Origin of the sequence: Haematobacter missouriensis (genome assembly GCF_000740775.1) — a bacterium.
Taxonomy (GTDB): domain Bacteria; phylum Pseudomonadota; class Alphaproteobacteria; order Rhodobacterales; family Rhodobacteraceae; genus Haematobacter; species Haematobacter missouriensis.
This window is the reverse complement of the sequence record NZ_JFGS01000008.1, coordinates 33585-59020: the sequence shown is the minus strand read 5'-3', so window position 1 is coordinate 59020 and position 25436 is coordinate 33585. Positions and strand designations below refer to the sequence as shown.

General features: G+C 66.4%; 17 protein-coding genes. 14 read left to right on the top strand and 3 right to left on the bottom strand.

Annotated features, from left to right (window positions below; translation table 11 throughout):
• Positions 1-57: 57 nt before the first annotated feature.
• From CG51_RS08315 to CG51_RS08260, 12 genes are all read left to right on the top strand, one after another.
• Entirely contained in the window at positions 58-3357 is a 3300-nt protein-coding gene (locus CG51_RS08315) for a carboxyl transferase domain-containing protein (RefSeq protein WP_198947621.1), read from the top strand.
• A 122-nt stretch (positions 3358-3479) separates the two neighbouring features.
• Entirely contained in the window at positions 3480-4181 is a 702-nt protein-coding gene (locus tag CG51_RS08310; RefSeq protein ID WP_084695104.1) for a GntR family transcriptional regulator, read from the top strand.
• A gap of 296 nt (positions 4182-4477) precedes the next feature.
• Positions 4478-5509: an ABC transporter ATP-binding protein gene (locus CG51_RS08305; RefSeq protein WP_051930263.1), complete on the top strand. Its 1032-nt coding sequence runs from the start codon at positions 4478-4480 to the stop codon at positions 5507-5509.
• The gene (locus CG51_RS08300) at positions 5506-6513 is read left to right on the top strand and encodes an ABC transporter ATP-binding protein (protein ID WP_035743889.1); all 1008 of its coding nucleotides are present in this window, start codon (positions 5506-5508) and stop codon (positions 6511-6513) included. Before CG51_RS08305 ends, CG51_RS08300 begins: the two co-directional genes overlap by 4 nt.
• A gap of 66 nt (positions 6514-6579) precedes the next feature.
• Entirely contained in the window at positions 6580-8160 is a 1581-nt protein-coding gene (locus CG51_RS08295) for an ABC transporter substrate-binding protein (RefSeq protein WP_051930261.1), read from the top strand.
• A gap of 33 nt (positions 8161-8193) precedes the next feature.
• Complete coding sequence (locus CG51_RS08290) at positions 8194-9153, top strand: ABC transporter permease (protein ID WP_035743886.1); 960 nt, start codon at positions 8194-8196, stop codon at positions 9151-9153.
• The gene (locus CG51_RS08285; RefSeq protein WP_035743883.1) at positions 9150-10025 is read left to right on the top strand and encodes an ABC transporter permease; all 876 of its coding nucleotides are present in this window, start codon (positions 9150-9152) and stop codon (positions 10023-10025) included. The genes CG51_RS08290 and CG51_RS08285 overlap by 4 nt, the downstream gene beginning before the upstream one ends.
• Positions 10026-10173: 148 nt before the next feature.
• Positions 10174-11907: an AMP-binding protein gene (locus CG51_RS08280; RefSeq protein WP_035743881.1), complete on the top strand. Its 1734-nt coding sequence runs from the start codon at positions 10174-10176 to the stop codon at positions 11905-11907.
• Between the two features lie 463 nt (positions 11908-12370).
• Complete coding sequence (locus CG51_RS08275) at positions 12371-13303, top strand: hypothetical protein (protein WP_035743871.1); 933 nt, start codon at positions 12371-12373, stop codon at positions 13301-13303.
• Positions 13304-14873: 1570 nt separating this feature from the next.
• Positions 14874-16319 (top strand): amidase, encoded by a 1446-nt coding sequence (locus CG51_RS08270; RefSeq protein WP_035743869.1) that lies wholly within the window; start codon positions 14874-14876, stop codon positions 16317-16319.
• Positions 16320-16505: 186 nt separating this feature from the next.
• Positions 16506-17876: an NAD(P)/FAD-dependent oxidoreductase gene (locus CG51_RS08265; RefSeq protein ID WP_035743866.1), complete on the top strand. Its 1371-nt coding sequence runs from the start codon at positions 16506-16508 to the stop codon at positions 17874-17876.
• Positions 17877-17891: 15 nt separating this feature from the next.
• Positions 17892-18461, top strand: coding sequence for a DedA family protein (locus tag CG51_RS08260; RefSeq protein ID WP_035743864.1), 570 nt, complete (start codon positions 17892-17894; stop codon positions 18459-18461).
• Here CG51_RS08260 and CG51_RS08255 read toward each other — a convergent pair.
• The 3 genes from CG51_RS08255 to CG51_RS08245 all read right to left on the bottom strand — a co-directional run bounded on the left by CG51_RS08255 (position 18430) and on the right by CG51_RS08245 (position 23427).
• Positions 18430-19935: an MATE family efflux transporter gene (locus CG51_RS08255; RefSeq protein ID WP_035743862.1), complete on the bottom strand. Its 1506-nt coding sequence runs from the start codon at positions 19933-19935 to the stop codon at positions 18430-18432. The genes CG51_RS08260 and CG51_RS08255 overlap by 32 nt on opposite strands.
• 986 nt (positions 19936-20921) lie before the next feature.
• A complete protein-coding gene (locus tag CG51_RS08250; RefSeq protein ID WP_035743860.1) occupies positions 20922-22163 on the bottom strand; it encodes an ABC transporter substrate-binding protein in 1242 nt (413 codons plus the stop codon).
• Between the two features lie 370 nt (positions 22164-22533).
• Positions 22534-23427 (bottom strand): helix-turn-helix domain-containing protein, encoded by an 894-nt coding sequence (locus CG51_RS08245; protein ID WP_035743857.1) that lies wholly within the window; start codon positions 23425-23427, stop codon positions 22534-22536.
• Between the two features lie 174 nt (positions 23428-23601).
• Here CG51_RS08245 and CG51_RS08240 point away from each other — a divergent pair, with 174 nt between their 5' ends.
• Positions 23602-24381, top strand: coding sequence for an SDR family NAD(P)-dependent oxidoreductase (locus CG51_RS08240; protein ID WP_035743854.1), 780 nt, complete (start codon positions 23602-23604; stop codon positions 24379-24381).
• Complete coding sequence (locus tag CG51_RS08235; RefSeq protein WP_035743852.1) at positions 24374-25144, top strand: SDR family NAD(P)-dependent oxidoreductase; 771 nt, start codon at positions 24374-24376, stop codon at positions 25142-25144. The genes CG51_RS08240 and CG51_RS08235 overlap by 8 nt, the downstream gene beginning before the upstream one ends.
• Positions 25145-25436: the final 292 nt, after the last annotated feature.

The window sequence follows — 25436 nt, the reverse complement described above, 5'->3', positions numbered from 1 at the left end:
GGGACCACCAGCCATTTCGAGGAAGCCGACCATGACCATTAATCTTCAGGTGCCCGCATGATGCCCGTGACCCCCGTCCGCAAGCTGCTTGTCGCCAACCGGGGGGAGATCGCGCTGCGCATCTTCCGCACCGCGGCGGAGCTGGGCATCGCGACCGTGGCCGTCTATGCGCCCGATGACCGCGAGAGCCTGCATGTGCGTGGCGCGGATGAGAGCGTGGCGCTTCCGGGTACCGGCGTGCGCGCCTATCTCGACATGGACGCGGTGATCGCGGCGGCAGAGCAGGCGGGCGCGGACGCGATCCATCCGGGCTATGGCTTCCTGGCCGAAAACGCGGAATTCGCCCGCCGGGTGAACGCGGCAGGCATCCGTTTCGTCGGTCCGACGCCGGAGGCGCTCGCGCTGCTGGGCGACAAGATCGCGGCGAAGGCGCGGGCCCGCGAAGTGGGCGTGCCGGTGCTGGAGGGCACGCTGGGGGCCACGTCGCTTGAGGAGGCGCAGAGCTTCTTCGCGGCGCTCCCCGCAGGCGCGGCCATGCTCATCAAGGCCATCGCCGGTGGCGGCGGGCGCGGCATGCGCATTGTCCAGCGGGCGGAGGATGTGGCGGAGGCCTGGCAACGCTGCCGGTCGGAAGCGGAGGCGGCCTTTGGCGATCCAAACGTCTATGTGGAGCAGTTCCTCCCCGCCGCGCGGCATATCGAGGTGCAGATCCTCGGCGATGGTACGGGTGCCTGCGTTCAGCTGGGCGAACGGGAATGCAGCCTGCAGCGCCGCCATCAGAAGGTGCTGGAAATGGCGCCCAGCCCGTCCCTCTCCGCCGCGGAGCGGGAGACATTGGCGGAGCGGGCGCTGAAACTGGCGCGAAGCGTCGATTACCGCTCCCTCGGCACGTTCGAGTTCCTGATGGGCGAGGGGCCGGGAGAGCGGCTGTTCTTCATCGAGGCCAACCCGCGCATCCAGGTCGAACACACCGTGACGGAGGAGGTCTTCGGCCAGGATCTCGTCGCGTTGCAACTGGGTATCGCGGGCGGGCGGACGCTGGCCTCCCTCGGCATCTCGCAGGAGGGGCTCATCCCCCGCGGCTATGCGGTGCAGGCACGGGTCAACATGGAGCATATGGACGCCACGGGCGGCGCGCTGCCTACGGGGGGCGTCATCTCCCGCTATGAACCGCCGAGCGGGCCGGGCGTGCGCGTGGATGGCTTCGCGCGGGCTGGCTACCGGACATCGGCCAGCTATGACAGCCTGCTGGCCAAGGTCATCGTCCATACCACGGCGACGGATCTGTCCGTCGCGCTCCGCAAGGCGGATCGGGCGCTGGCCGAATTCCGCATCGACGGGGTGGAGACGAACATCCCCTGGCTCCGCGCGCTGATCGCGCGGCCGGAGGTGCAGGCCAACGCGGTGACCACGCGCTTCATCGAAGCGCATGCGGCCGAACTCGCGCAGGCCGCAGAAGCCTACGTGCCTGTGGCGGATGCAGCGGATTCCGCCGCGACGACGGCGCGGACGCCGGAGCTTGTGCTTGAAGGGGCGGAGCCGGTGCGCGCGCCCATGCAGTCCACGGTGGTCTCCATGGATGTGAAGGAAGGCGACGAGGTCCGGGCGGGCCAGCAGCTCGCCATCCTAGAAGCGATGAAGATGGAGCATGTGGTGTCTTCCCCCTGCGCGGCGCGTGTCGTGGCGGTGGGCGCGGGCGCGGGCCAGACGGTCATGTTTGGTGAAATGCTCCTTGCCCTCGAGCCGGCGGATGGCGGTGCAGAGGAACAGGCAAAGGATGCGGCGCTCGACCTCGACCATATCCGCGACGATCTGGCGGAAATGGAGCAGCGCCGCGCTTTCGGCCGGGACGAGAACCGCCCCGACGCAGTGGCAAAGCGGCACCGTCAGGGCAAGCAGACGGCGCGGGAGAACATCGCGCAGATCTGCGACCCGGAAACCTTCGTGGAATACGGGGAGCTTGCCATCGCCGCACAGCGGCAACGCCGCCCGCTCGACGATCTGATCCGCAACACGACCGGGGACGGCATGCTGACCGGCCTCGGCACGGTCAACGGCGGGGCTTTCGGCGCTGATCGCGCGCGGTGCGCCTTTGCGGTCGGCGACTATACCGTGCTGGCCGGAACGCAGGGGCAGCGGCATCACCGCAAGCTCGACCGCATCCTGCATGTGGCGGAGCAGTGGAACCTGCCCGTCGTGCTCTTTGCAGAAGGGGGCGGCGGGCGCCCGGGCGACACAGAGCGCGCGACCTATGCCGGGATCTCCAATGGTACGTTCTCCCGTTTCGCCGGGTTGAGCGGGCAGGTGCCGCTGGTCGGCGTGGTGTCCGGGCGGTGCTTTGCCGGGAACGCCGCGCTGCTGGGCTGCTGCGACGTGATCATCGCGGATGAGACAAGCAATATCGGCATGGCCGGTCCGGCGATGATCGAGGGCGGCGGGCTTGGCGTCTATCCGCCCGAGGCGATCGGCCCGATCGACGTGCAGACCGCGAACGGCGTCGTCGATATCCGTGTGAAGGACGAGGCAGAGGCCTGCCGTGTCGTGCGGCAGTATCTGTCATACTTCCAAGGAGATATCGCGGAGTGGGAGGCCCCCGACCAGCGCCGCCTGCGCCATGTGGTGCCGGAGAACCGCCTGCGCGTGTACGAAGTCCGCGAGGCGCTGGAAACCATCGCCGACGTGGGTTCCATGCTGGAACTGCGCCGCGAATTCGGCGTGGGTATCGTCACCGCCTTTATCCGCATCGAGGGCAAGCCCTTCGGCGTGATCGCCAACAATCCCAAGCATCTGGGCGGTGCCATCGACGCGGATGCGTCGGACAAGGCCTCACGCTTCATGCAGCTTTGCGATGCGTTCGATATCCCCTTGGTTTCGCTTTGCGATTCACCGGGCTTCATGGTCGGGCCGGAGGCTGAAAAGACCGCGCTCGTGCGGCATGTCTGCCGGATGTATGTGACGGGCCGTTCGATCACCGTGCCGCTCTTCACCGTCGTGCTGCGCAAATTCTACGGGCTGGGCGCGATGAGCATGGCGGGCGGCGGCACCTACGACAACTTCTTCACCGTCTCCTGGCCCACCGGGGAGTTCGGCCCGATGGGCCTGGAAGGCGCCGTGCGGCTGGGCTTCCGGCGCGAGCTTGATGAGGTGACCGACCCTGAGGAGAAGCAGCGCCTCTACGACAGGCTGCTTGAGGAATACCGGGAGCAGGGGAAGGCGATCTCCGTCGCCTCCAGCCTGGAGATCGACGCGGTGATCGACCCTGTGAAGACGCGGGAATGGATCCTTGCGGGGCTGCGCTCGGTAAAGCTGCGGCCACCGATGTCGGGACGCAAACGGCCCTTCATCGATACCTGGTAGGTGGGGCGGCTGCCGTTCTGCCAATTGTCAACAATTGGCAATTGACTTGCGGAGCGATCTGTTGATGCTTCTGAAAGGCGGGTGCGACGCATCCGTCTTTCGGCCTGCGGAGACGATTCACCATGACCTTGACGCTTCTGAGAAGCCCGAAAACCATCCCCGAGCAGATCGCCGATACCTGTGGCGTGATGATCGTGGATGGTCGTTTCACCGCCGGCCAGCGGATGGTGGAGCAGCAGGTAGCGGAGCAGTTCGGCGTCAGCCGCGGCCCGGTGCGGGAGGCTTTCCGCATCCTTCAGAAGCGACGCCTCATCGACATCACGCCGCGCCGCGGCGCGCATGTGCTGCCGATCTCTCTCGCCTCCATCGCCGATCTGTTCAACGTGCGTATGGCGCTGTCCTGTCTCGCGGTCCGGACTTTGGGAGAACGGGACCGCGAGGAGGAGGCACTGGAGAGAATCCGCGTGCGCATTGAGGATTTGGCCCTCATTGCGGCCGATGAGGAAAGCACGCACCTGACCTTCGGACTGGGAATGACACGTGCTGTCCACGCAATCTCCAGGGCGAGCGGCAACGAGCTCGTCGTGCAGCTCATGCGCGAAATGAATGAGCAGACGCTCTGGACGACGATCTGGCGCAAGCCGCTCGACTACGCCACCCCAGCGGCCCGGGAACGCCGGGCCGCGCAGATGGCCGCTGTATGGGAGGCGATCGCGGCACGGGACACGCTGACGGCAGAAGCCCGGCTGCGCGCCGTTCTGGAGGAAAGCCGGGATGGCGCCCTTGCCCGTCTTGCGGCGAACCGACGGTTTGAGGCCGGCTAGACCATCGCCCAGTCAGAGGAGACTAAGGGAAAAGGGGGTGAGCAATCATCCCCTTTCTTTGTTCCCGGAGGAATCCTGACAAATGAAAGGTTACTGATGGGTACGTTGTTGACAGTTGACCATGTGGGTGCTTCTGTCACCTGACACGGTATGCGCCGGGGAGGGCGCGCGCCGTCGGGGAGGATTGCCATGCAACGACCGCCGCGACATTTGCCGCTGTCGGCAAATACCCGGATCAGGCCGACCCCCGGTCGGACGGCACTGATCCGCGGTTGCGATTGCAGGGGAGGGGGATCATGACCATTGCCTATGCGCAGCCCGACGCAGGGTCGCGTCCGGTTACCGGCAAGGAAACGGATACGCCGCTGCTGAGCGTCGAGGGGGCGAGCATCGCCTTTGGCGCCGTGCAGATCACCAAGGACGTTTCCTTCACCATACAACGCGGCGAACGCGTCGGTCTGGTCGGGGAAAGCGGCTGCGGCAAGTCCGTGACCGGCTTGTCGCTGTTGCGCCTGCTGCCCCGCACCTCCCGGTTGGGTGGCCGCATCATGTTCGAGGGAGAGGACGTCCTGACCATGCCGCCCCGCCGCCTGCGGCAGATGCGCGGCAATCGCATGGCGATGATCTTTCAGGAACCGATGAGCGCGCTCGATCCGGTTTTCACCATCGGAGACCAGATCAGCGAGGCGTACCGCCTCCACCGTGACGCGAGCCGGGCGGATGCGCGCACCGCGGCGATCGACGCGCTCCGCGACGTGGGAATTCCTGCACCCGAGCGGCGGTATGACGAATATCCGCACCAGCTTTCAGGGGGCATGCGCCAGCGGGCGATGATCGCCATGGCGCTGATCTGCCGTCCGCAACTCCTCATCGCCGACGAGCCGACGACCGCGCTGGATGTGACCATTCAGGCGCAGATCATGGATCTGCTCTGCCGGCTGAGCGAGGAGGCGGGAACGGCGCTGCTGTTCATCACCCATGACCTGGGCGTGGTGGCCGAGACCTGCACCCGGATGCTGACGATGTATGCCGGACAGATCGTTGAGGATGCGCCCGTCGATGACGTGCTGCTGAAACCGCGCCATCCCTATACTTCGGGGCTGCTGCGGTCGCTGCCGCGGCTGAATCAGAAGCGGGGGGAACTGGCGTTCATCCCGGGCCGCGTGCCCGCCCCCGCACAGATGCCGGAGGGGTGCCGCTTCCGTGCGCGTTGCGACTTCGCCCGCGCCGGATGCGAGCGACCGCAGACGCTGGAGCCATCCGGCCCGGACCGGATGGCCCGCTGCTGGCGGCAGCACGATCTCGACCTGGAAGGAGCCGTCGCATGAGGGACACCACCATGACAGCGGCGCGTGACGCCGTGATCGAGGTCCGCGACCTGCGCATCCGCTTTCCCGTCAACAGCGGAACGGAAACGGTGAAGGCGGTGGACGGGGTCGATTTCTCCGTTCTCGCGGGGGAGACCTTCGGGATCATAGGCGAATCCGGCTCCGGCAAGACCACCATCGGCAGGGCGCTGGCCGGACTGCTCGAGCCGACGGAGGGCGATATCCTTTATGAAGGCGACGATCTTCGTCGCCTGTCGCGCAAGGAATACCGGGAGCGGCGGCGGCGCTATCAGATCATCTTTCAGGACCCGAACGCATCGCTCAATCCGCGCAAGACCATTCTTGAGAGCCTGATGGAACCGATGGTCATCAAGGGCGGGATGAGCCGGGAGGAGATGCGGCGCAAGGCAATGGAATCGCTGGACCGCGCGGGGCTTCGCGCCGATCTGGCGGAGCGCTATCCCCATCAGCTCTCCGGTGGGCAGAAGCAACGGGTGAACATTGCCCGCATCCTGCCGCTGGAGCCGAAATTCGTCGTCTGCGATGAAGTGGTGGCGGCGCTGGACGTGTCGATCCGGGGTGAGATTCTGAACCTGTTCAACGCGTTGCAGCGCGACCTTGGCCTGTCCTTCGCCTTCATCGCACATGATATCTCCGTTGTCGCCCATGTGAGCGACAGGATCGCTGTCACCTATCTGGGCCGGTTCATGGAGCTGGGGAATACGGAGGATATCATCCACCGGCCCCTCCATCCCTATACCGCCGCACTGCTTTCGGCGGAGCCGGAGCCGCTGCCCGCGGCGATGCGCACCTCGCGCCGGATGCAGCTCAAGGGAGAAATCCCGAGCCCAATTTCGCCGCCCAGCGGATGCCGCTTCCGCACGCGCTGCCCCTTCGCAGCGGCGCGCTGCACGGCGGAAGTACCCGAATGGCGGGAGATGCGGCCCGAACAGTTCGTCGCCTGTCATTTCGCGGGCGAGCTCGATTTCACGGTCGCCGCCTGAAGGCGGCGAGTCAGAGTCATACGCTGCCGCCTGAGCGCGGCCACAGGAGACCGGGGAGGGTGTCCTATGAGCTTCACCACTGAGGAACGTCGCAACATCGCCCGGCTGCTTCCCGACATGCGCCGCCGGCAGATCCTGATCGGCCTGGGCGCCACGGCGGCCATAGGCGCCGTCGGTTTGCCGGGCGGCTTGCGCGCGGCGACCACCGGCACGCTGACCGTGGCCGCGAATGCCAACCCGTCCAGCCTTGATCCAGCGACGGGCGGCTCCGGCTCCGATCACGTGTTCCTGTTCAACTTCTACGATACGCTCATCGACTGGACGCCCGACACGCTGGAACCTGTTCCCGGGCTTGCGCGGGCCTTCACCTTCACCGACCCGAAGACGCTGGTGCTGGACCTGCAGGAGGGTGTGACCTTCCACGACGGCACGCCGCTCGATGCGGAGGCGGTGAAGCTCAACCTCGATCGCAGCAGGGAAGCACCCGTTTCGAACATCCGCGCCGATCTGGAAACGGTGGAGAGCGTGGAAGTCACCGGCCCGCTGCAGGTGACGCTGCGCCTCAAGGAGCCGGACAGCGCGCTGCCGCTCATCCTCTCGGACCGTGCGGGCATGATGATTTCCCCCAAGGCGCTCAGCGAAGCCGAGGACGGCCGCGTTGACCGCGCCCCCGTGGGTGCGGGCCCGTGGAAATTCACTGGCTGGACAGATGGCGAGCGGGTCGCAGGCGAGGCCTATTCCGGTTATTGGCGGCAAGGCGCGCCCGGCATGGCCAAGATCGAACTGCTGGTGGTGCCCGAACCGACCACGCGGCTCCGCGCCGTTCAGTCGGGGCAGGCGCAGATCTGCTACCAGCTCTCGGAGCGCCAGATCCCCATCATCAAGCGCACACCCAACCTGACGCTGATGGAAACGCCGACGCTCTATATCTACAACATCTATCTCAACGCCGGGCGCGGGCCGTTGCAGGACCCCCGCGTGCGGCGGGCGTTGAGCCTCGCCATCGACCGGGATGCCTTCCTGCTGGCGACACAGGCCGGTGTGGGCGAGGCGGCCTACGGCTTTCTGCCCAAGACGCACTGGGCCTATTCGGCGGAGCCTCAGACCCTCAACGCCCATGACCCGGACAAGGCGGCGGCGCTGATGAAGGAGGCGGGTGTCTCCGGGCTGCAACTCGATTTCCGCGGCTATCCCGATCAGGCCTCCGTGCAACGGCAGGAGGTCATCATGAGCCAGCTTGCCCGGATCGGCGTGAAGGGGCGGTTCACCAACGCGCCAATCGCGGAATCCTCCGGTCGCTTCTTCGGGCCGGAGAAGATCGGCGACGCGCTGCTGTCCGCCTGGACGGGACGCCCGGACCCGAGCATGTCCTATGACCTGGTCTTTTCGCAGAATTCCTACTTCAACACCGGCAAGGTCGCGGCTCCCGACGGGTTCGAAGCCGCCATCACTGCCAGCCGCGCCACCGCCGATCAGGCGGAGCGGAAGGCCGCCCTCGCCACGGCACAGAAGCTCGGGGCGGAGTCCGCCATCTCCATCCCGCTCACTGTCCGCTACGAGGTCGATGCCTACGTCGAGGGCGTGGAAAATTTCACCGCCAACCTGCTCGGCAAGCCGAAGTTCAACGGGGTCACGCGTGTCGGGTGATCCCGACATGCGGCTCAACAGCGGAGGTCGCCCATGCTGACCAAGGTCCACCGCAGGATCATCGTCAATCGGCTCCTGCAATCCATCCCGGTACTCATCCTCGCCACCTTCATGGTGTTCACGCTTATGAAGCTGCTGCCAGGCGACGTGGCCATCACCCTCGCCGGTGAGAACGCCACCCAGGAGCGGATCGAGGAGATCCGCACGCTCTACGGCCTCGACCGGCCGTTCATCGTGCAATACCTGTCCTGGCTCGGCCATGCGGTGACGGGGGATCTGTCGAACTCCCTCCTGTCGGGGGAGGCGGTGTTGGAAACGGTGAAACGCGTGTTTCCGAACACGCTGTTCATCGTGCTCTATGCCGTCGTGGTATCCATCGTGGTCGGGGTGCCGCTCGGCATTCTCGCGGCGAGCCGTCCCCGTTCGCGGCTGGATGGATTCGTGATGACGCTTTCCTCCATCGGGATCGCGCTGCCGAACTTCTGGATCGCGATGATCTTCGTCGCAACCTTCGCCCTGAACAGGATGTGGTTTCCGGCGACGGGCTTCGTCTCGCCGCTCGACAACATCTGGCAGGCGATCTGGTATTCGACGCTGCCGGCGCTGGCGCTCGCCTCCAGCGGCATCGCCGAGGTGTCCCGTCAGCTTCGCAGCTCCCTGACGGAGATCCTCTCCTCGCAATATGTCCGCACGCTTCATGCCAAAGGCCTGTCGCCGGCGGTGATCCTTTGGAAGCACGGGCTGCGCAACGTCAGCGTCAATCTGCTGACCGTGATCAGCCTGCTCATCAACCGCACGCTCGCCGCCACGGTGGTGGTGGAGGTGGTGTTCGCCATCCCGGGCATGGGCAATTCCATCGTCAATGCGGCGCTGCAACGGGATTTCCCGGTCGTGCAGGGCATCGTGCTCGTGATGGTGGTGACGGTGATCCTCGTGAACCTCGTCACCGACATGCTCTATAGCGTTCTCGATCCGAGGATCAGCCAGAAATGACCGATATTTCCACCAGTTCGATGCGGCAGGAGACCCGGTGGAAGCCGGTGTGGAACTGGCTGCGCCACGACACCCGGACTCTGCTGTCGGCAATCGCGTTGACGATCATCGTGGGTGCGGCGTTGCTGGCCCGCTGGATCGCGCCCTACGATCCGACGGCGCAGGACTATATGGCGATTCTGGAGCCAGCAAGCATGACGCATCTGCTCGGCACCGACGATCTGGGCCGCGACATCTTCAGCCGGCTGGTCTATGGCGCCTCCGCCTCCATCTATGCCTCGTTCCTTGCGGTCGGCGTCGCTGCGCTCCTGGGGATCCCGATCGGGCTGATCGCGGGCTATGCGGGCGGCTGGACGGATACCATCATCAGCCGGGTGATCGACACCTTCCTGTCCTTCCCGTCCATCGTGCTCGCCATCGCGGTGACGGGCGCGCTCGGTATCGGGCTGACCAATGCGATGATCTCCGTGGGGATCGTCTTTGCGCCGCAGCTCGCGCGGCTCGTCCGGGCGCGGACGCTGGTGCTCCGGCAGGAGCTGTATGTGGACGCCGCCCGCTGCTTCGGGGCCTCCACTCCGCGCATCCTGCTTCACCATATCCTGCCCAACGCGATCCAGCCGGTGATCGTGCAGATGACCATGCTGATGGCTGTCGCTCTGCTGGCGGAAGCGAGCCTGAGCTTCCTCGGCCTCGGCATGCAGCCGCCAGATTCGAGCTGGGGCTCCATGCTGGCGCGTGCCTACCTCTACATGGAGATCGCACCCGCCCAGATGTATGCGCCGGGCATCGCCATCCTCGTGACCGCGCTGGCGTTCAACGCTCTCGGCGAGTCGCTGCGCGAGGCGCTGGATCCGACATCGCGCGAGCAGTGAGACGCGCGGGAAGAGGGGACGGGGGAGAAGGGGCGGGCGGCCCTCCGGCCCCCCGCATGAGTTGACGCACGAGTTGACGCACGGGCCCTCCGTGACGCGGGCGCTGCCACCGTCCAGCCGAACCGTGCGCCCGAACAAGGGAAATGAGATGCCAAGCACAACGATAGACGAAACCGGATATCTGGCCGATCTGGCCGCGCGACGGGCGAAGTCATGGCCGAAGGGCGTGCCCGCCGAGATCACCTATCCGCTGGGGGAACGGCCGCTTTCCGACTATCTGCGCCACTGGGGGGATACGAAGGCGGCGGAGACCGCGCTGATCTACTATGGGACGGAGATCACCTGGGGCGAGCTCGACCGGCTGAGCGAGGGGTTCGCCAATCTTCTCCAGGGCCTCGGCATCGGCAAGAGCGACAGGGTGGCGGTCCTCCTGCCCAACTGTCCGCAGTTCCACATCGCCTTCTTCGGCATCCTGAAGCTCGGCGCGGTGCATGTGCCGATCAGCCCGCTCTCCAAGGGCTATGAGCTTGCCTACCACCTCAACGATTCCGGCGCGGAGGTGATCGTCGCGCAGGATACCCTGCTTCCCGTCGTCGATGAGGTGCGGGCGGAAACCCGGCTGCGCAAGGTGTTCGCCACCAGCCTCTCCGAACTGGTCCCGGAGCAACCCACCTTCAACGTGCCGGGCTTCGTGCGCCAGCCGCCCGCGCCGATGGCGGGAGCGGAGCCGTTCCTGCCGGCTGTCCGCGCCGCCCCGAAGGAGCGTGTCAGCGGCGCGGATCTGGACGGGGTCGCGGCGCTCAACTACACGGGCGGCACGACGGGCATGCCCAAGGGCTGCGTCCACACACAGCGCGACATGCTCTATACCGGTGCCGCCAACTGGTCCGTCGCGATGGCGGGCGACCGGACCCTGATCTTCCTGAGCTATTTCCCGGAATTCTGGATCGCGGGCGAAAATGCGGCGCTGGTGTTTCCGGCGGTGACCGGGCGGCCTCTGGTGCTGCTGTCACGCTGGGATCCGCTGGGCGTGATGCAGGCGGTGGACCGCTACCGGGTGACCAGCATGGCGATGATGGTCGATGGCGCGGTGGAGTTGATGGACCACCCCCGCTTCGGCGAGTTCGACCTGTCCTGCTTGAAACGCCTGCGTGTCACCTCCTTCGTGAAGAAGCTGAACGTGGAGTACCGCCAGCGCTGGCATGACCTGACCGGCACCACGCTCGCGGAATCGAGCTGGGGGATGACGGAGACGCATACCTCCAACACCTTCACCACCGGCATGCAGGACGACGACTACGACCTGAAGGCGCAGCCGGTGTTCGTCGGCCTGCCGATACCGGGGACGGAGTTCAAGATCTGCGACTTCGACACCGGGGAGATCCTGCCGCCGGATACGGAGGGGGAGATCGTCGTGCGGACACCCGCGCTGCTCAAGGGCTACTGGAACAAGCCGGAGGAGAGTGCTGCCGCGCTCCGGGGCGGATGGCTGCACAGCGGCGATATCGGCGTGATCGACAGCGCGGGGTTCCTGCACTACCTCGGCCGCCGCAAGGAAATGCTGAAGGTCAAGGGCATGAGCATCTTCCCCGTGGAGATCGAGGGCCTGCTGGGCAAACATCCCGCCGTCGTCGGCAGCGGCGTCATCGGGCGTGATGATGCGGAAAAGGGTCAGGTGCCCGTGGCCTTCGTCGAACTGAAGGAGGAGCACCGGGGCCGCGTGTCCGCGGCGGATCTCGCGGGCTGGCTGGGCGAGCGTATCGCGGCCTACAAGGTGCCGGAGATCGTGGTGATCGCCGCCCTGCCGCTCACGCCGACGGGCAAGGTCCGCAAGACCGATCTGCCCCAGTTCCTGCCCACGCCCGAACCCGCCGGATCCTGATGGCGGTTCTGGCGATGCCGGTGCTTGCGCCCGCCGGGCGATGGAGCCTCGGCGGGTCTCTGGGTCATCTGTCGAGCGACGGCCACCCGGTGAATGGGCGTGGCAGTTCGAAGGGGCGCCACAGTCTGCAACGGTGTGTCCGTCTGAAAGGGTGTCTCTCTCTGCGGCAGGAGGTGAGCGCACTCCGCCATCGCCTGTGCCGGTCGACGTCTGATCAGAGCTTTTGCCTGCGGCTGCCGCCTCACTTCGCCGCGGCCGCTCCGATGCGCAGGATGCGGCGGCCCGGAGCCGTGTGCGGTCTCTGCCGCGGACAATGGGAAAGGCGGCGCGCCGGTATCGGCCCCACGGAAACCGGACGGGGAGCTATCCCCCCCCTCCATGGCGCCCGGCCGCGGAGCACCCTCCCGCTTATTCCTGCCAGCGGACAGATCCAGCCGGCGGGTAACCCTTGCAAGGAGATGAGATGACCAGCCTCTTTCCCACGCCGCTGACCGAAACCGATGGTTGGCTGACAGGGCCACTTCGCGCGCCTGCGCAGATGCTCTCTGCCCAGAACTATGACGGCCACGCTTCCATCCACGATGACCGCGCGGCGCAGACACTGGGCTTCAAGGGCGGCACGATCGAGGGGCCGACCCATTTCAGCCAGTTCGACCCGCTGGCCGTCCGCCTGTTCGGAGACCGCTGGCTGGCGGCGGGCTGTATCTCCGCCCATTTCCGCAACCCCGCGTTCGAGGGTGACCGGCTCCGCGCCATGGCGCGGCAGGTCGCTCCCGACCAGGCCGAGATCCGCATGGAGCGGGAGGACGGGACGGAGATCCTGCGCGGTAGCCTCTCCATCGGTCCCGATCATCCGGTTTCCGCGCTGGAGGAGCGAATGGCGGCTCTGCCGCCGCTGGAGGGCGCGCGGATCCTCGCCGATGTGCGGGTGGGGATGCGGACGCCCCGCCGCCCGATTTCCATGGGCTTCGATCAGAACATGGGCCATCTCTACCCGTTCAGCCTGTCCGAGAAGCTCTCCCGCATCACCGAACCGTCGCCGGCCTACCGGGGTGCCGTCGGAAGCTGGCGCGAGGCGGTGATCCCCTTCGAGATGTTGAGCGTGCTGTTCTGCTACACCAACAAGCAGGATCCCTTCCCGGTGCGCGGCCCTGCCATCGGCCTGTTCGCGGATCAGGAGATCCGGCTGCTGGACGGCCCGATCTTCGTGGGTGAGCCTCTGGAGATCGCGCGGGAAGTGATCGCCCTGTCCGGCAGCCGCAGGACGGAAAGCATGTGGGTCCGCTCCTCCATCCACCGCCACGGGATGACGGCGCCCGCAGCCACGATGCTGCTGAACCTTGCCAGCCTTAAGGACTCCTACAAGGGCGACGTGGATAAGGCCGCCACGGCCTGACGGCATGCATCGCGATAACCGGCTGCCCGTCGCGCGGGATGGGCAATTCCTTGCGGCGGGGGCGACCTTGTCAGGAACTCGCATTCCCGGTAGAGGGGGCTGCCGGGGTTCCCGGCATGCTCCTCACCCCACCGTTTTCTCTGGCGGAATCCAGGGCTGCAGCGCGGGCGTGATACGCTCCGGCAAGATCTCTACGGGTCCATAGGCCGAACGCGATGCTTAGCTTTTGGTCGTGCGCATGGGGGATGTCACCGCTACAGGAGCGCTTGGCCCGCGCGCGAGGGATGGTTCTTGGACGGCAACGCCAAGGAGACCTCTAGGCTAGGTCCGCGCGCATGCGGATGATCTCGAAATCCATGGCGACCCTCCCGCTGCCGCAGCTTGGCCCGGGTGCGTGGGGGATGGCCGGAGGACGGGGGTGGCTCGGCGGCGCGCATTGGCTTGGCCCGTGCGCGCGGGGTGATGGCCTCGAACTCCACGGCCGTCCTCCCACCGCCCCGGCTTGGGACGAGCGCGCGTGGGATGGGCCTTCCGGCTGGCGGCGGCCGGGGCACGACCCGGTTCGGTCCGTACGCGCGCGGGAGATGGCTGATGGGCATGGATAATATCTCTTCTGTCTGGCGTTTGGCGCGCGCAGGTGGGATGGGCCACGGACGGGCGCGAGGGGTGGATCTCCATTGCTTTTGACCCACACGCGCGGGGAATGGCCGGACGGCCTTTTCGCCGGGACGCAGATTGTGGGCTTTGACCCGCACGCCCGGGATGCGGCGCAAGGCACAATTGAAAATCGGGGGCACCACCTTTGATCTGCACGCGCTGGGGATGGCGGCGGAGAGGGGCGTGAACCCAAAGCTGGTAGGCTTTGGACGCGCGCGGAAGGGAGCGGCCCGTCAGCCCTTGCAGGATGCAAACCCCACGTCTGGATCTTTGGCCCGCGCGCGGAAGGGAGCGGGCTGCTCTCATCGGCTGCGAGCCGGTATCAGCCTCACTTTCATGTGCAAGGGATCAGGATGCAAGCGGCCGCACTAGGTCATCGCGTAGGATTTCACACGCGCGCGACTGCGCTGCATGGCGGGGTGGCATATCTCAGATCATGGAGCCTTCCTGAAACGAGAAGGCTTCGCCTCGCGCTCGGGCAATGCACCCGTGGACCATGCCTTGTGGGCATCCGTCGGTTTCGCCTTGGCGGCGTGGGGAATGCATCTGGTCCGGCTGTTCCGACCCGTCAGAGATTTCGCCTTGTGCCCTCCGTATGCAAGACACGTTCCGGCGCGGGCATGCGGATCCCATGCGGCCCGTCCGCCGCCCTACAGGTCTGCGGCGGAGGGGAAATACGTCCGCGATCTGACGAATCCACCCGGAAATGCAGCTATTCCGGGCCGATTTACCGCGCATCGACAAGCCATTTCGTCAGCCCCCAAGGAGGGACCGTTTCCCCCCCGGCGCGGCAGTGAGCGAAATACGGCCAGAGCATTCGCTTCACGCGGGCTGGACGGCGCGGCGGATTCAGGCTCATCTGAGGGCGGCTACGGCCCGGTACGCGACCGAGAAGGGAAGGCATCGCATCCACATGGAACTTACCGAACTGTCCGCCACCCGCCTGTCGGCGCTGATCCATGCACGATCCGTCGCGCCCTCAGAGGTAATGGCGGCCTATCTCGCGCGTCTGGACAGCGTGAACAGCAGCGTGAACGCCATCGTCTCCCCCCGCGATCCGGAGGTGCTGATGGCAGAGGCACGGGCGCTGGACGATACGCCGCCGCAAGGCTGGCTTCATGGTATTCCCTTCGCGATCAAGGACCTGGCGCTCACCGCAGGGATCCGCACCACCTGGGGTTCACCGCTCCATGCCACGCATGTTCCGGTGAAGGACGGGCTGCTGGCCCAGCGGATCCGGGCGGCGGGCGCGATCCTGACCGGCAAGACCAACGTGCCCGAATGGGGGCAGGGCAGCCACACGTTCAACCCCGTCCACGGCGCGACGCTGAACCCCTACGACCTGTCGCGCAGCGCGGGCGGATCCTCCGGCGGCGCTGCGGCGGCGCTGGCGGCGCGCATGGTCTGGGCGGCGGATGGATCGGACATGATGGGATCACTGCGCAACCCCGCGGCCTTCTGCAACGTCTATGGCTTCCGCCCGACATGGGGCCTCGTCGCGGATGAGGCGGAGGGGGACGGGTTCCTCTCCACGCTCGCCACCAACGGGCCGATGGCGCGCGACGTGGAGGATCTGGCCCGCCTGCTGACCGTGATCGCGGGCGAAAATCCGGAAAAGCCCTTCCCGCGCCCGAATGCCGACTGGGCTGCGACGCTGGACGGGGGGATCTCCGGGCTTCGTATCGGCTGGCTGGGCGACTGGGGCGGCGCCTATGCCATGGAGCCCGGCATCCTTCCGCTGTGCGAGGCGGCGCTTCGGCAGATGGAGGCGATGGGTGCGCATGTGGAGCCGCTCCCTCCGCCGTTCCCGGCGGAGAAACTCTGGGACTCGTGGATCACCCTTCGGGCCATGCTTTCGGCCGGAAGCAAGGCCGCGCTCGCCAGCGACCCGGAAAAGCGCCGCCTCACCAAGCCGGAAACCATCTGGGAGGTGGAGCGCGGTGCGGGCCTTTCCGCCGTGGCTGCCTATGAAGCCAGCGCGGTCCGCAGCCGCTGGTATGCCCATGCGGCACGGCTGTTCGAGCAGTTCGACCTGCTGGTGCTGCCGTCCGCGCAGGTATGGCCCTTTCCGGCGGAGTGGCGCTGGCCGGAGACCGTGGCCGGGCGGCAGATGGACACCTATCACCGCTGGATGGAGGTGGTCATCCCCGCGAGCCTTGCGAGCCTGCCCGCCCTCTCCATCCCAGTGGGCTTCGGCGATGGGGGGCTGCCGATGGGGATGCAGCTTATCGGTCGGGCGGGCGCGGATGCGGCGGTGCTCCGCGCGGGCCATGCCTGGCATCTGGCAACCGGCTGGCCACAGGCGCGGCCGCCCCGCGTGACCGCTGCGCCCGCGCCCGCCGCGGTTCCCGCCACATGACGCCGATGCGCTGCCCCGGCACCCCCTTCAGGGCCGGTCCCCCCGGCCCACGGGTGCCAAGGCGCCCGGCGACACCACGCGCGCGCCTTTGGAAGCGTCCATCGCCGCGCTGGGGCGGGATGGCACCGGTGGAGCAGGGCGCATCATGGACATCGAACATCGCCGCCACGCGGAAGGTCGGGTGCCATGCGGAACGGTGAGGTTTCCTTCTGGTTCGCGGATGCGGGGGGTGTGCCCGCCCCGCGACCGGCGCTTGATGGTGACCGGCAGGTGGACGTCTGCATCATCGGCGCGGGATTCACCGGTCTCTGGACGGCCTACTACCTGAAGGCGGCGGAACCGGGGCTTTCCATCGCGGTGGTGGAGAAGGAGTTCGCGGGCTTCGGTGCCTCGGGCCGGAACGGCGGCTGGTGCTCCGGCGAGTTCGGCTGGTCGCGCGAGCGCTACCACGACCGGCCCGGGGTGATCGCGATGGAGGCCCAGCTCCGCGCGACGGTGGATGAGGTGATCCGCGTCGCAGGGGCGGAGGGGATTGCCGCAGACATCCGCCGGACCGATCTGCTCACCTTCGCCTGCAACCCCGCACAGCTTTCCCGCCTCGACACCTCGCTCGCGGAGGCGCGGGCATGGCAGGTGCCGACGGAGCGCTTCTCCCTCATCGGCGCGGAGGCCGCCCGGTCCCGCATCCGTGTCGCCGGAGCGGAGGGGGCGCTCGTGACTCATGGGGTCGCGCGCGTGCAGCCTGCGAAGCTCGTGCGCGGCCTTGCGGCAGCGGTGGAGCGGAGAGGCGTCGTCATCCATGAGCAGACCGCCGTGACAGCCATCGCGCCCGGTTGTGTCACCACGGATCGCGGGCGGATCAGGGCGGGCCGGATCGTCATCGCGACAGAAGGCTTCACCCCCCGCCTACCGGGGCGGCGGCGCGATCTCCTGCCGCTCAACAGCGCATTGGTGGTGACGGAGCCGCTTCCCGACGCGCTGTGGGAGGAGATCGGCTGGGGGGAGCATGAACTTCTTGCCGACAATGCCCACGCCTATTGCTACGCGCAGAGGACGGCGGGCAACCGGATCGCCATGGGCGGGCGGGGCGTGCCCTACCGCTTCGGCTCGGCGCTGGATCATCGCGGTGAGACGCAGGCCGCAACCGTCGCGGATCTGCGCCGCATTCTGCACAGCCTGCTCCCGCAGACGAAGGAGCTGCGGCTCGACCATGCGTGGTGCGGTGTGCTGGGCGTACCGCGCGACTGGTGCGCCGCCCTCTCCTTCGACGAGCAGAGCGGCATAGGACGGGCCGGCGGCTATGTCGGCCTCGCGGTTTCCACGACCAATCTCGCGGGGCGGACGCTCGCGGACCTGCTGCTCGGCAGACGCACGGAACGGACGGGGCTGCCCTGGGTTGACCACGACACGCGCCGGTGGGAGCCGGAACCGCTCCGCTGGCTGGGAGTCATGGGCATGTACGGGCTCTATCGGCAGGCCGACCGGCAGGAGGCACGGGCAGGGGTCACGCGGACCTCCCGCCTCGCCGCGCTGGCGGACCGGCTCACGGGACACTGACGGAGGATACGTGGGATGACGATGGAAAGCTTGATCGCCAGCTACGGCCTTCCTGCGCTCTTTGCCGGTGCAGCTCTGGAGGGGGAGACGGTTACGATGATCGGCGGCGCGGCGGTGCACCGTGGGCTGCTGCACTTCTGGCCCGCCGTCGCCGCGGCGGCGCTCGGATCCTTTGTGGGCGATCAGGCGTGGTTTCTGGCGGGACGCTACTTGCGGGACAACGTCCATGTGCGGAAACTCACCGACAGCGCAGGGTTTCAGCATGCACGCGCGATCTTCGAGCGGCACCCAGCCGCCTTCGTCTTCGGCTTCCGCTTCATCTATGGGATGCGTACGATCAGCCCGGTCGCCATAGGCGCCACTGATTATCCCGCCCTGCATTTCGTTGGGCTGAACGCGCTTGCCGCCATGATCTGGGCCTGCCTGTTCGTAACGCTGGGATATTGGTTCGGTACGGGAATAGAGGCGGCCTTCGGCAGGCTTCACCTGCTGAAGCATCTGGTGGTGGTCCTTGTCCTCGCCGGGGGCGCGGCCTTTCTGTTTCATCGTTTCATCAGGCGGAAGGTGCGTTCGGGCTCTTCCTGACGGGGACGACCGGAGCATCCGGCGCAGAAGGGTTTCGGGGCGGGGCTGCCTCGGCGGTCACAGCCGTCTGAGACGGGCCAATGTCACCATCGACCCGCATGTCGGCCTCCTTCCGCCAGCCGCCTTGGAGGTAGAGCACGGTCGCCATCAGCATGGTGGACACCATTGCCGCCGGGAAGCTCAACCACAGCGCGTCGGGACCCAGCCACCCTTGCAGGCCGAACGCCACGCCGATCCGCACCGGGTACATAGACACGAACAGGATAATGAGCGGCCAGACGACCTGTCCGTTCGCGCGGACCGTGCCGAACAGCACCATGGAAACGCCGAAGGTGATGAACCCCCATGTGGCCAGCGAGCCGATGTGTTGACCGATCGGGATGGCCGGGCTGTCCGGCCCGAGGAACAGCCCAAGCGCCTTGTCATCCACCAGCGCCAGCAGCGCCACCAGCCCGCCCGTGAGCACGATGTTGAACCACACCCCCGCCCGCGTCACGCGTGAGACACGGTCCCACCGGCCGGCGCCGATATTCTGCGCGGCCATGGCGCTCACCGCCGCGCCAAGCGCCATGGCCGGCATCTGTACATAGGTCCAGAGCTGCTGGGTTGCGCCAAAGGCGGCCGTCGTATCCACGCCCAGTCGGTTCACCATCGTCATCATGGTCAGCATGGAACTGGAGACGACGATCATCTGGATGCCAATGGGCAACCCCTTGCGAAACATGATCTTCAGCACCGAAGGCGTGGGCCGGAGATAGCTCAACTCGCCGCCGCGGAGCCGGAGCGGAAGGTCGCGCGTATAGATGTAGACCAGCATGGCCAGCAGGCTGATGTAATTCGCCAGGGCCGTGGCCATTGCCGAGCCGCCGATCCCCAAGGCAGGTGCCGGACCGAGGCCAAGGATGAAAACCGGGTTCAGCACCACGTCCAGCACCACCGAAAGCGCCATGAAGACAAGCGGGGTGATCGCGTCACCGCTGCCGCGCAGCGCCATCATCAGCATGGTCTGCATCAGGATCGCCGGCATCGCGAAAAACGTCACGCGCAGGTAATCGCGGGCGAGTGGCGTGATCTGTTCCGATGTGCCGAGCACCCCCAGAAGCCGCGGCGCCAAGAACCAGCCCGCTATGGAAACCAGCACCGCCAGAGGCACGAATGTGCCGAGCGTCGTGCCGACGACGCGTCGCGCGCCGTCAAGGTCGCCCCGGCCAAAGGACTGCCCCACAAGGATCGTCGCCGCCATGCCGAAGCCGAACACGAAGGCGGTCAGCATGAACATGATAAGATTGCCGTTCGTGGTCGCGGCCAGCGCGTCTTCTCCCAGCAGCCGCCCGACCCACACCGCATCGATGGAGCCATTCGCCGACTGCAGCACCGAGGAGCCGAGCGTGGGCAACGCAAAGAGCAGGAGCGTTGTGCCGATGGGGCCTGTCACCAGCGGGCTGGCCCCTCCCTTTTCGTCCCGTCGCGCCATGCCGCTCTCCACCCTGACGAGAGGGATATAGCATGGAAAGGAGCCGAGGCGCGGAGCGTTTGGTGAACACCAAGGCCGGCGCCTGAAGGGGTGGCATCTTGCATCCTCCCCTCCTTTCCTGCCGCGCTTCTGGGTGTCGTAAAGTGAGGGTCATGCCGGTCCGCCAGCTCATCCTGCATCTGCTTGTGGTCGCGTGTGCCAGCGTCAGGTGACCGAAGATGCTCTCCGCCACCGCGCCCTCATCCGTGCACGTCGATGGTCTGACATCCAACTCGCCATGGGATTTCAGACCCTATCACCGTGGCAAAGATGGAGTTTGGAAACCGCCTTGGATGACGGCATCCGGCATGCCGAACGATTCGTCCGTCGAAAGGATGCCCTGTTTGACGATCAGAACCCTTGCGATGGCAACACGCCGGGCCATCCCGCACGAAGGCTGGGCAGGCAAGGGTTGTCTGAGGACTGGACAATCCGGCCCCGTCGAGCGCCGGTGCAATTGAACGCCGATAATACCTTCAGACTGAAGGACTGAAGGACTGAAGGACTGACGGGGGATGCGCGATGCGCCTTGCGTCCAGAAGCCTATGCTGGAGAGCAATGCCCGCGCCCGGAAGCAGGGGCACTAACCGCTTTCGAAAGACCGAGGACCTGCTGAAAGGCATTCCACGGTGACCCTGGGGCGGAGGTCTTTCCCACCCTGTCCAGATGCGCCCGGAAGCCGCAAGTTTTGGCGCGTAACCGGACAGGTTTTCTGGCTTTCGACGCAGCCCGGGGTAGGTGCCCGACTTTTCCGCAGCCCGCCAAGAACCACCAGCCCGGATCGTTCGGCCCGGGGCTCGGCGAGGAGATCACGGTCGCGCCCCCCTCGCAGAAGGACGTGTGCTCTCACCTCCGACAGCGGTCGGGGAGGGCATCCATTGCCCCGCCGAACGGAACCGGGAGCCGATGCCTGCCGCGCCAGAGGGCAGGCCGATCCCGAGCATCGGTCAGGCGGGTATCAGCTTGCATCCGCCTTCGGCCATCGGGCGGAAGGCCTCCTCCGCAGGGATTGTCGCTTTCAGCGTGAACACGTCGCCGGGCGAGACGACGGCATCGGGCGACTTCACCTCGAAGAGATAGGCCGGGTGGATCTTGCGACCATCCGCGCGGATCACGCCTTGTCCGAAGGCATCGTCATCCGTCGGCATGGCTTTCATTGCGTCTATCGTGGCCCGGCCCGAGGCTTTCGCGGCCCCAACCCCGATCTCCTTCACCGCCTTGAGATAGTGCATGACGCCTGCGTAATCGCCCGCCTGGCTCATGTTCGGAAAAGTTCCCTCCGGCAGTTTGCCCTTCACGCGCGAGGTGAAAGCGCGGGTCCGGTCGTTCAGATTCCAATAGAAGGTTTCGGTAAGCGACAGCCCTTGCCCGACGTCCAGCCCCATCCCCAGAACGTCGGTGATGTAGCCCACCAGCGCGGCCATCCTGACCCCGGACTGCGGGATGCCGAATTCCTGAGCCTGTTTCAGGCAGTTGATGAGATCGGCGCCGGAGCAGGCCAGCCCGATCGTATTCGCGCCGGAGCTTTGCGCTTGAAGCAGGAAGGAGGAGAAGTCGCTTGTCGAGCCGTAGGGGAAGCGGACGCCACCCACCACTTCGCCGCCCGCCGCCTCTACGAAACGGGTCGCATCCGCCTCCGCCGCATGGCCGAAGGCATAGTCGGCGGTGATGAAGAACCACTTCGCCCCTCCCGTGTTTACCATCGACGTAGCAGTGGAATGCGCCAGCGCCCAGCTGTCCCAGCTCCAATGCACGAGCTGTGCGGAGCAGCTCTTGCCCGTCAGATCCGAAGACCCGGCGGTGGTGATGATGGCGGCCTTGTCCTTTTCCTCGAGCTGGGGGATCGCACCGAGCGCCACGGCCGAATTGCCGACGTTCGTTATCACGTCAACCCCGCCTCGGTCGAACCATTCCCGGATGATGGAAAGGCCGATATCGGGCTTGTTCTGGTGATCGGCCACCAACACTTCCACCGGGATGGAGGGGTTGGCGGCCGTGAATTCCTCAACCGCCTGCCGGGCGCAGGCGACGGTCGTCGGGCCGGACACGTCCTGATAGACCCCCGACATGTCCGTGATGACGCCGATGCGGATCGGCGCGCCCTGCGCCCGGGCGCGGCGGGCGGGCAGAAGCCCTGCCGCCAGCGCCACGGCTCCGGTGCCCAGCAGGGTGCGTCTCGTAATGGTCATTTCTCTCTGTCCTCCCCGTTGTCGGGCGCGTGTCGTCCCCTTGGCCCGGGGGCGATTGCCCGATGCCTCCGCGCGATGGCGGAAGGTAAAATGATGTTGCGGGTCGGGCTCAGAAATGCAGCCCGTACCCAGTCTCCCCGCTACAGAATGACCCGGCAGGAAGCGGCGGAAAATGGACGATGGAAGGAAAAGGTTGGAGAATACCTTCGTCCCGCGGGCCACTGGGAAAACGCTCGCGGGTCGGCCTGCGGCGGAGACCTTCCCGCATTGTTGAGGAGCGCGCGGAGAAAGCGCGAGCTGGACCCGTGAACGGCCCGATTTCCGGCTTTGAACGCAAGTTCGGGCAGGTGCCCGGCTTTTCCGCGGTCTGCTAGATCAAGCGTTCCGCCTGTGCCAGCCGGAATGCGCCGGGGGAGAGGCCTACCCGCTGTGAGAAGAAGCGGTTGAAATAGGCCGGATCATCGAAGCCGATCATATGACCTACCTGCGCCACGGTGCTTTCCGTATAGACCAGATAACGTTTCGCCTCGATGATGAGCCTTTCGTAGAGCAGCGCGGAGGCCGTCCGACCGCTTCGCGCCCGGCAGACGGCATTCAGGCGGGCGGGCGTCACGGCCAGCGCTTCGGCATAAAAGGCCAATGAGCGCTCCGATCGGAAATGCACCTCCAGAAGGGCGCGGTAACGGGCCAGCAGATCATGGCCCGGGGCACCGACCCATGCCGCATCATGCGCCACGGAAAGCCTGAGCACCATGACCAGCGCGCGGGCGAACAGCGCCTGTATCGCCGTTTGACGGCCGGGGGCCGACCAGATGTATTCCCGGTGCATCCAGCGGAAAGTCTCCTGGCAGGCCGCCAGATCCACGCCGGTCCCCACCACCGGATAGACAGCCGCACGCAGGGCGGCATCGAAGAGCCGCCTGTCCGACACCGCGCTTGCCTGAACGAAGGAATGGGCGGCGGTGATGACATGTCCGTCCGTCCCTTCTTCAAACCTGATCTCATGCACGACTCCCGGCGGCAGAACGATGACGACAGGCGGCAGGAGGTCGATGCTTTTCTCCTCCACACGGATCATCCCGCCGCCCGCCGTCAGCAGAAGGATCTGGAAGTGATCGGGGTGCGCATGCGGTCGAATAGTCCAATCGTTCGGCCCGGAGCGGTCACGGATGGGCTCGATATGCAGAAAATCCTTTTCGACATCCGCGACCTGATCTCCATAAAGATAATAGCGCGGTATGAGCGTCGTCGCCCTCTCCGGCATGATGCTCCCCCCGAAACACCGTTTCCCCCGTTGCGAATTGTGCAAGATTGAAAGCCGTTCGTCCATTTGGTCTCGCGATGTGGCCGTATATTCTTCCGCCCGATCTCGGGAGGATACGATGAGAGACGACAGACCGCGGTGTGGTGGTGAACGGCGATCACCGGAGGCGGGGCGATGAGTTGGCTGGAGTTGCGGGACCGGGTCATCGTGGTCACCGGGGCGACGGGCGGTATAGGGCGGGCGATGGTTTCCGCGTTTTCCGGGCAAGGCGCGCGGGTCGTGCTGCTGGACATTGACCGCGCGGGGACCGAGAGCGCGGCGGCGGAGCTTGGCGGCGTGCTCGCCTTGACCTGTGACATGGGCGACCCGGAGGCCGTGGCGAGCGCGGCCCGGCAGGTCGAGCGGGAACTGGGCGGGGCGGACGTGCTGGTCAACAACGCGGCCATCCTGCGCCCCGGCGCGCTCGAGCATTTGGCGGTCGCGGACTGGGAAGCGATGCTGCGCATCAACCTTACGGGCTATCTGCTGGCTTCACAGGAATTCGGTCGCGCAATGCTCGAACGGGGGGAAGGTGCAATTGTCCATGTCGCCTCGATCGCCGGGACGCAGCCGCAGCCGCAATCCGGGGCCTATTCGCCCTCCAAGGCAGCCACGCTCATGCTCTCCCGTCAGCTTGCCCAGGAATGGGGGCCGCGGGGCGTGCGCTCCAATACCGTGAGCCCGGGGCTGGTGATGACGCCCATGTCGGCTGCGTTCTATGCCGATGCCGAGGTGAAATCCCGGCGGGAGGAGATGGTGCCGCTCCGTCGGATCGCGGGGCCGGAAGATATGGCGGATGTGGCCCTCTTCCTTGCATCCCGCCGCGCCTCCTATGTCAGCGGGCAGGACATCGTGGTGGACGGAGGTCTGTCGCAGAGCCTGATGGGATTCGTGCCGAGGCCTGGCTATGCGTGATGGGCAGGCACCGGCAAAGCGGCTCGCTATCGTCACAGGCGGCGCAGACGGCATCGGCTTCGCCATTGCCCGGGCGTTGGCGGAGGCGGGGCACCGCATCGTCATCGCGGACCTGAACGGCGACGCCGCGGCAACGCGCGCGGCGGAACTCGGACCGGACCATCGCGGTGTCGCCTGCGACGTGACGGCCGAGGATCAGGTCATGGCGTTGGCAGAGAGCATTGGCCCGGTGGATGTGCTCGTCAACAATGCGGGCATTGCCGACAGCCATCTTCCCACGCTGGAGCAGACGGCCACCGCTTTCCGCCGTTCGGTCGACGTGAACCTGACAGGTGCCTTCCTGATGACGCGGGAAATCGGGCGGGGTATGCTGGAACGCGGCACGGGCTCGATCGTCAATCTCTCCTCCATCGCCGGAATCACGGGATTGCCCAAACGCAATGCCTATGGCGCGGCCAAGGCGGGGATCGTGGCGATGACGCGGAGCATTGCCTGTGAATGGGCGGGGCAGGGCGTGCGGATCAATGCCGTCGCTCCCGCCTTTGTGGAGACGGCGCTGGTCCGCAAGCTCGCAGCGGACGGACGTATCGACATGGAGGCGATCCGGCGCAGAACCCCGCTCGGACGACTCGTCCTGCCTGAGGAGGTTGCGGCTGCGGTGGTCTTCCTGACCTCGCCTGCCGCCTCTGCCATCACGGGAACCGTCCTGCCGGTGGACGGCGGGTGGACGGCATATGGCGACTTTCGCGACGCCTCCGACTGAAACGCCGTCAGAGCCGTGAAGCCGGTGTTTTCGGGGTGAGACGGTTCAGGGCGGGACACGGGAGAGCCGAAATCCGTTCAGCACTCCCGGATTGCTCATCAGCGCGTAGCCCGGCCCGGCCGTCGGGATCAAAGTGTTTGCTGGTTGACCGCGGGGTCGGGGGTCGAACCGCCACTGCGCCATCTCTTTGGGAGTCGAAACCTCTCCCGTCAGCCTGACGCCAAAATTCCGACCCCCGCATCCACCGTCAGGCCACCGGCATCCACCTGCATACACATCGGCAACGCATCCA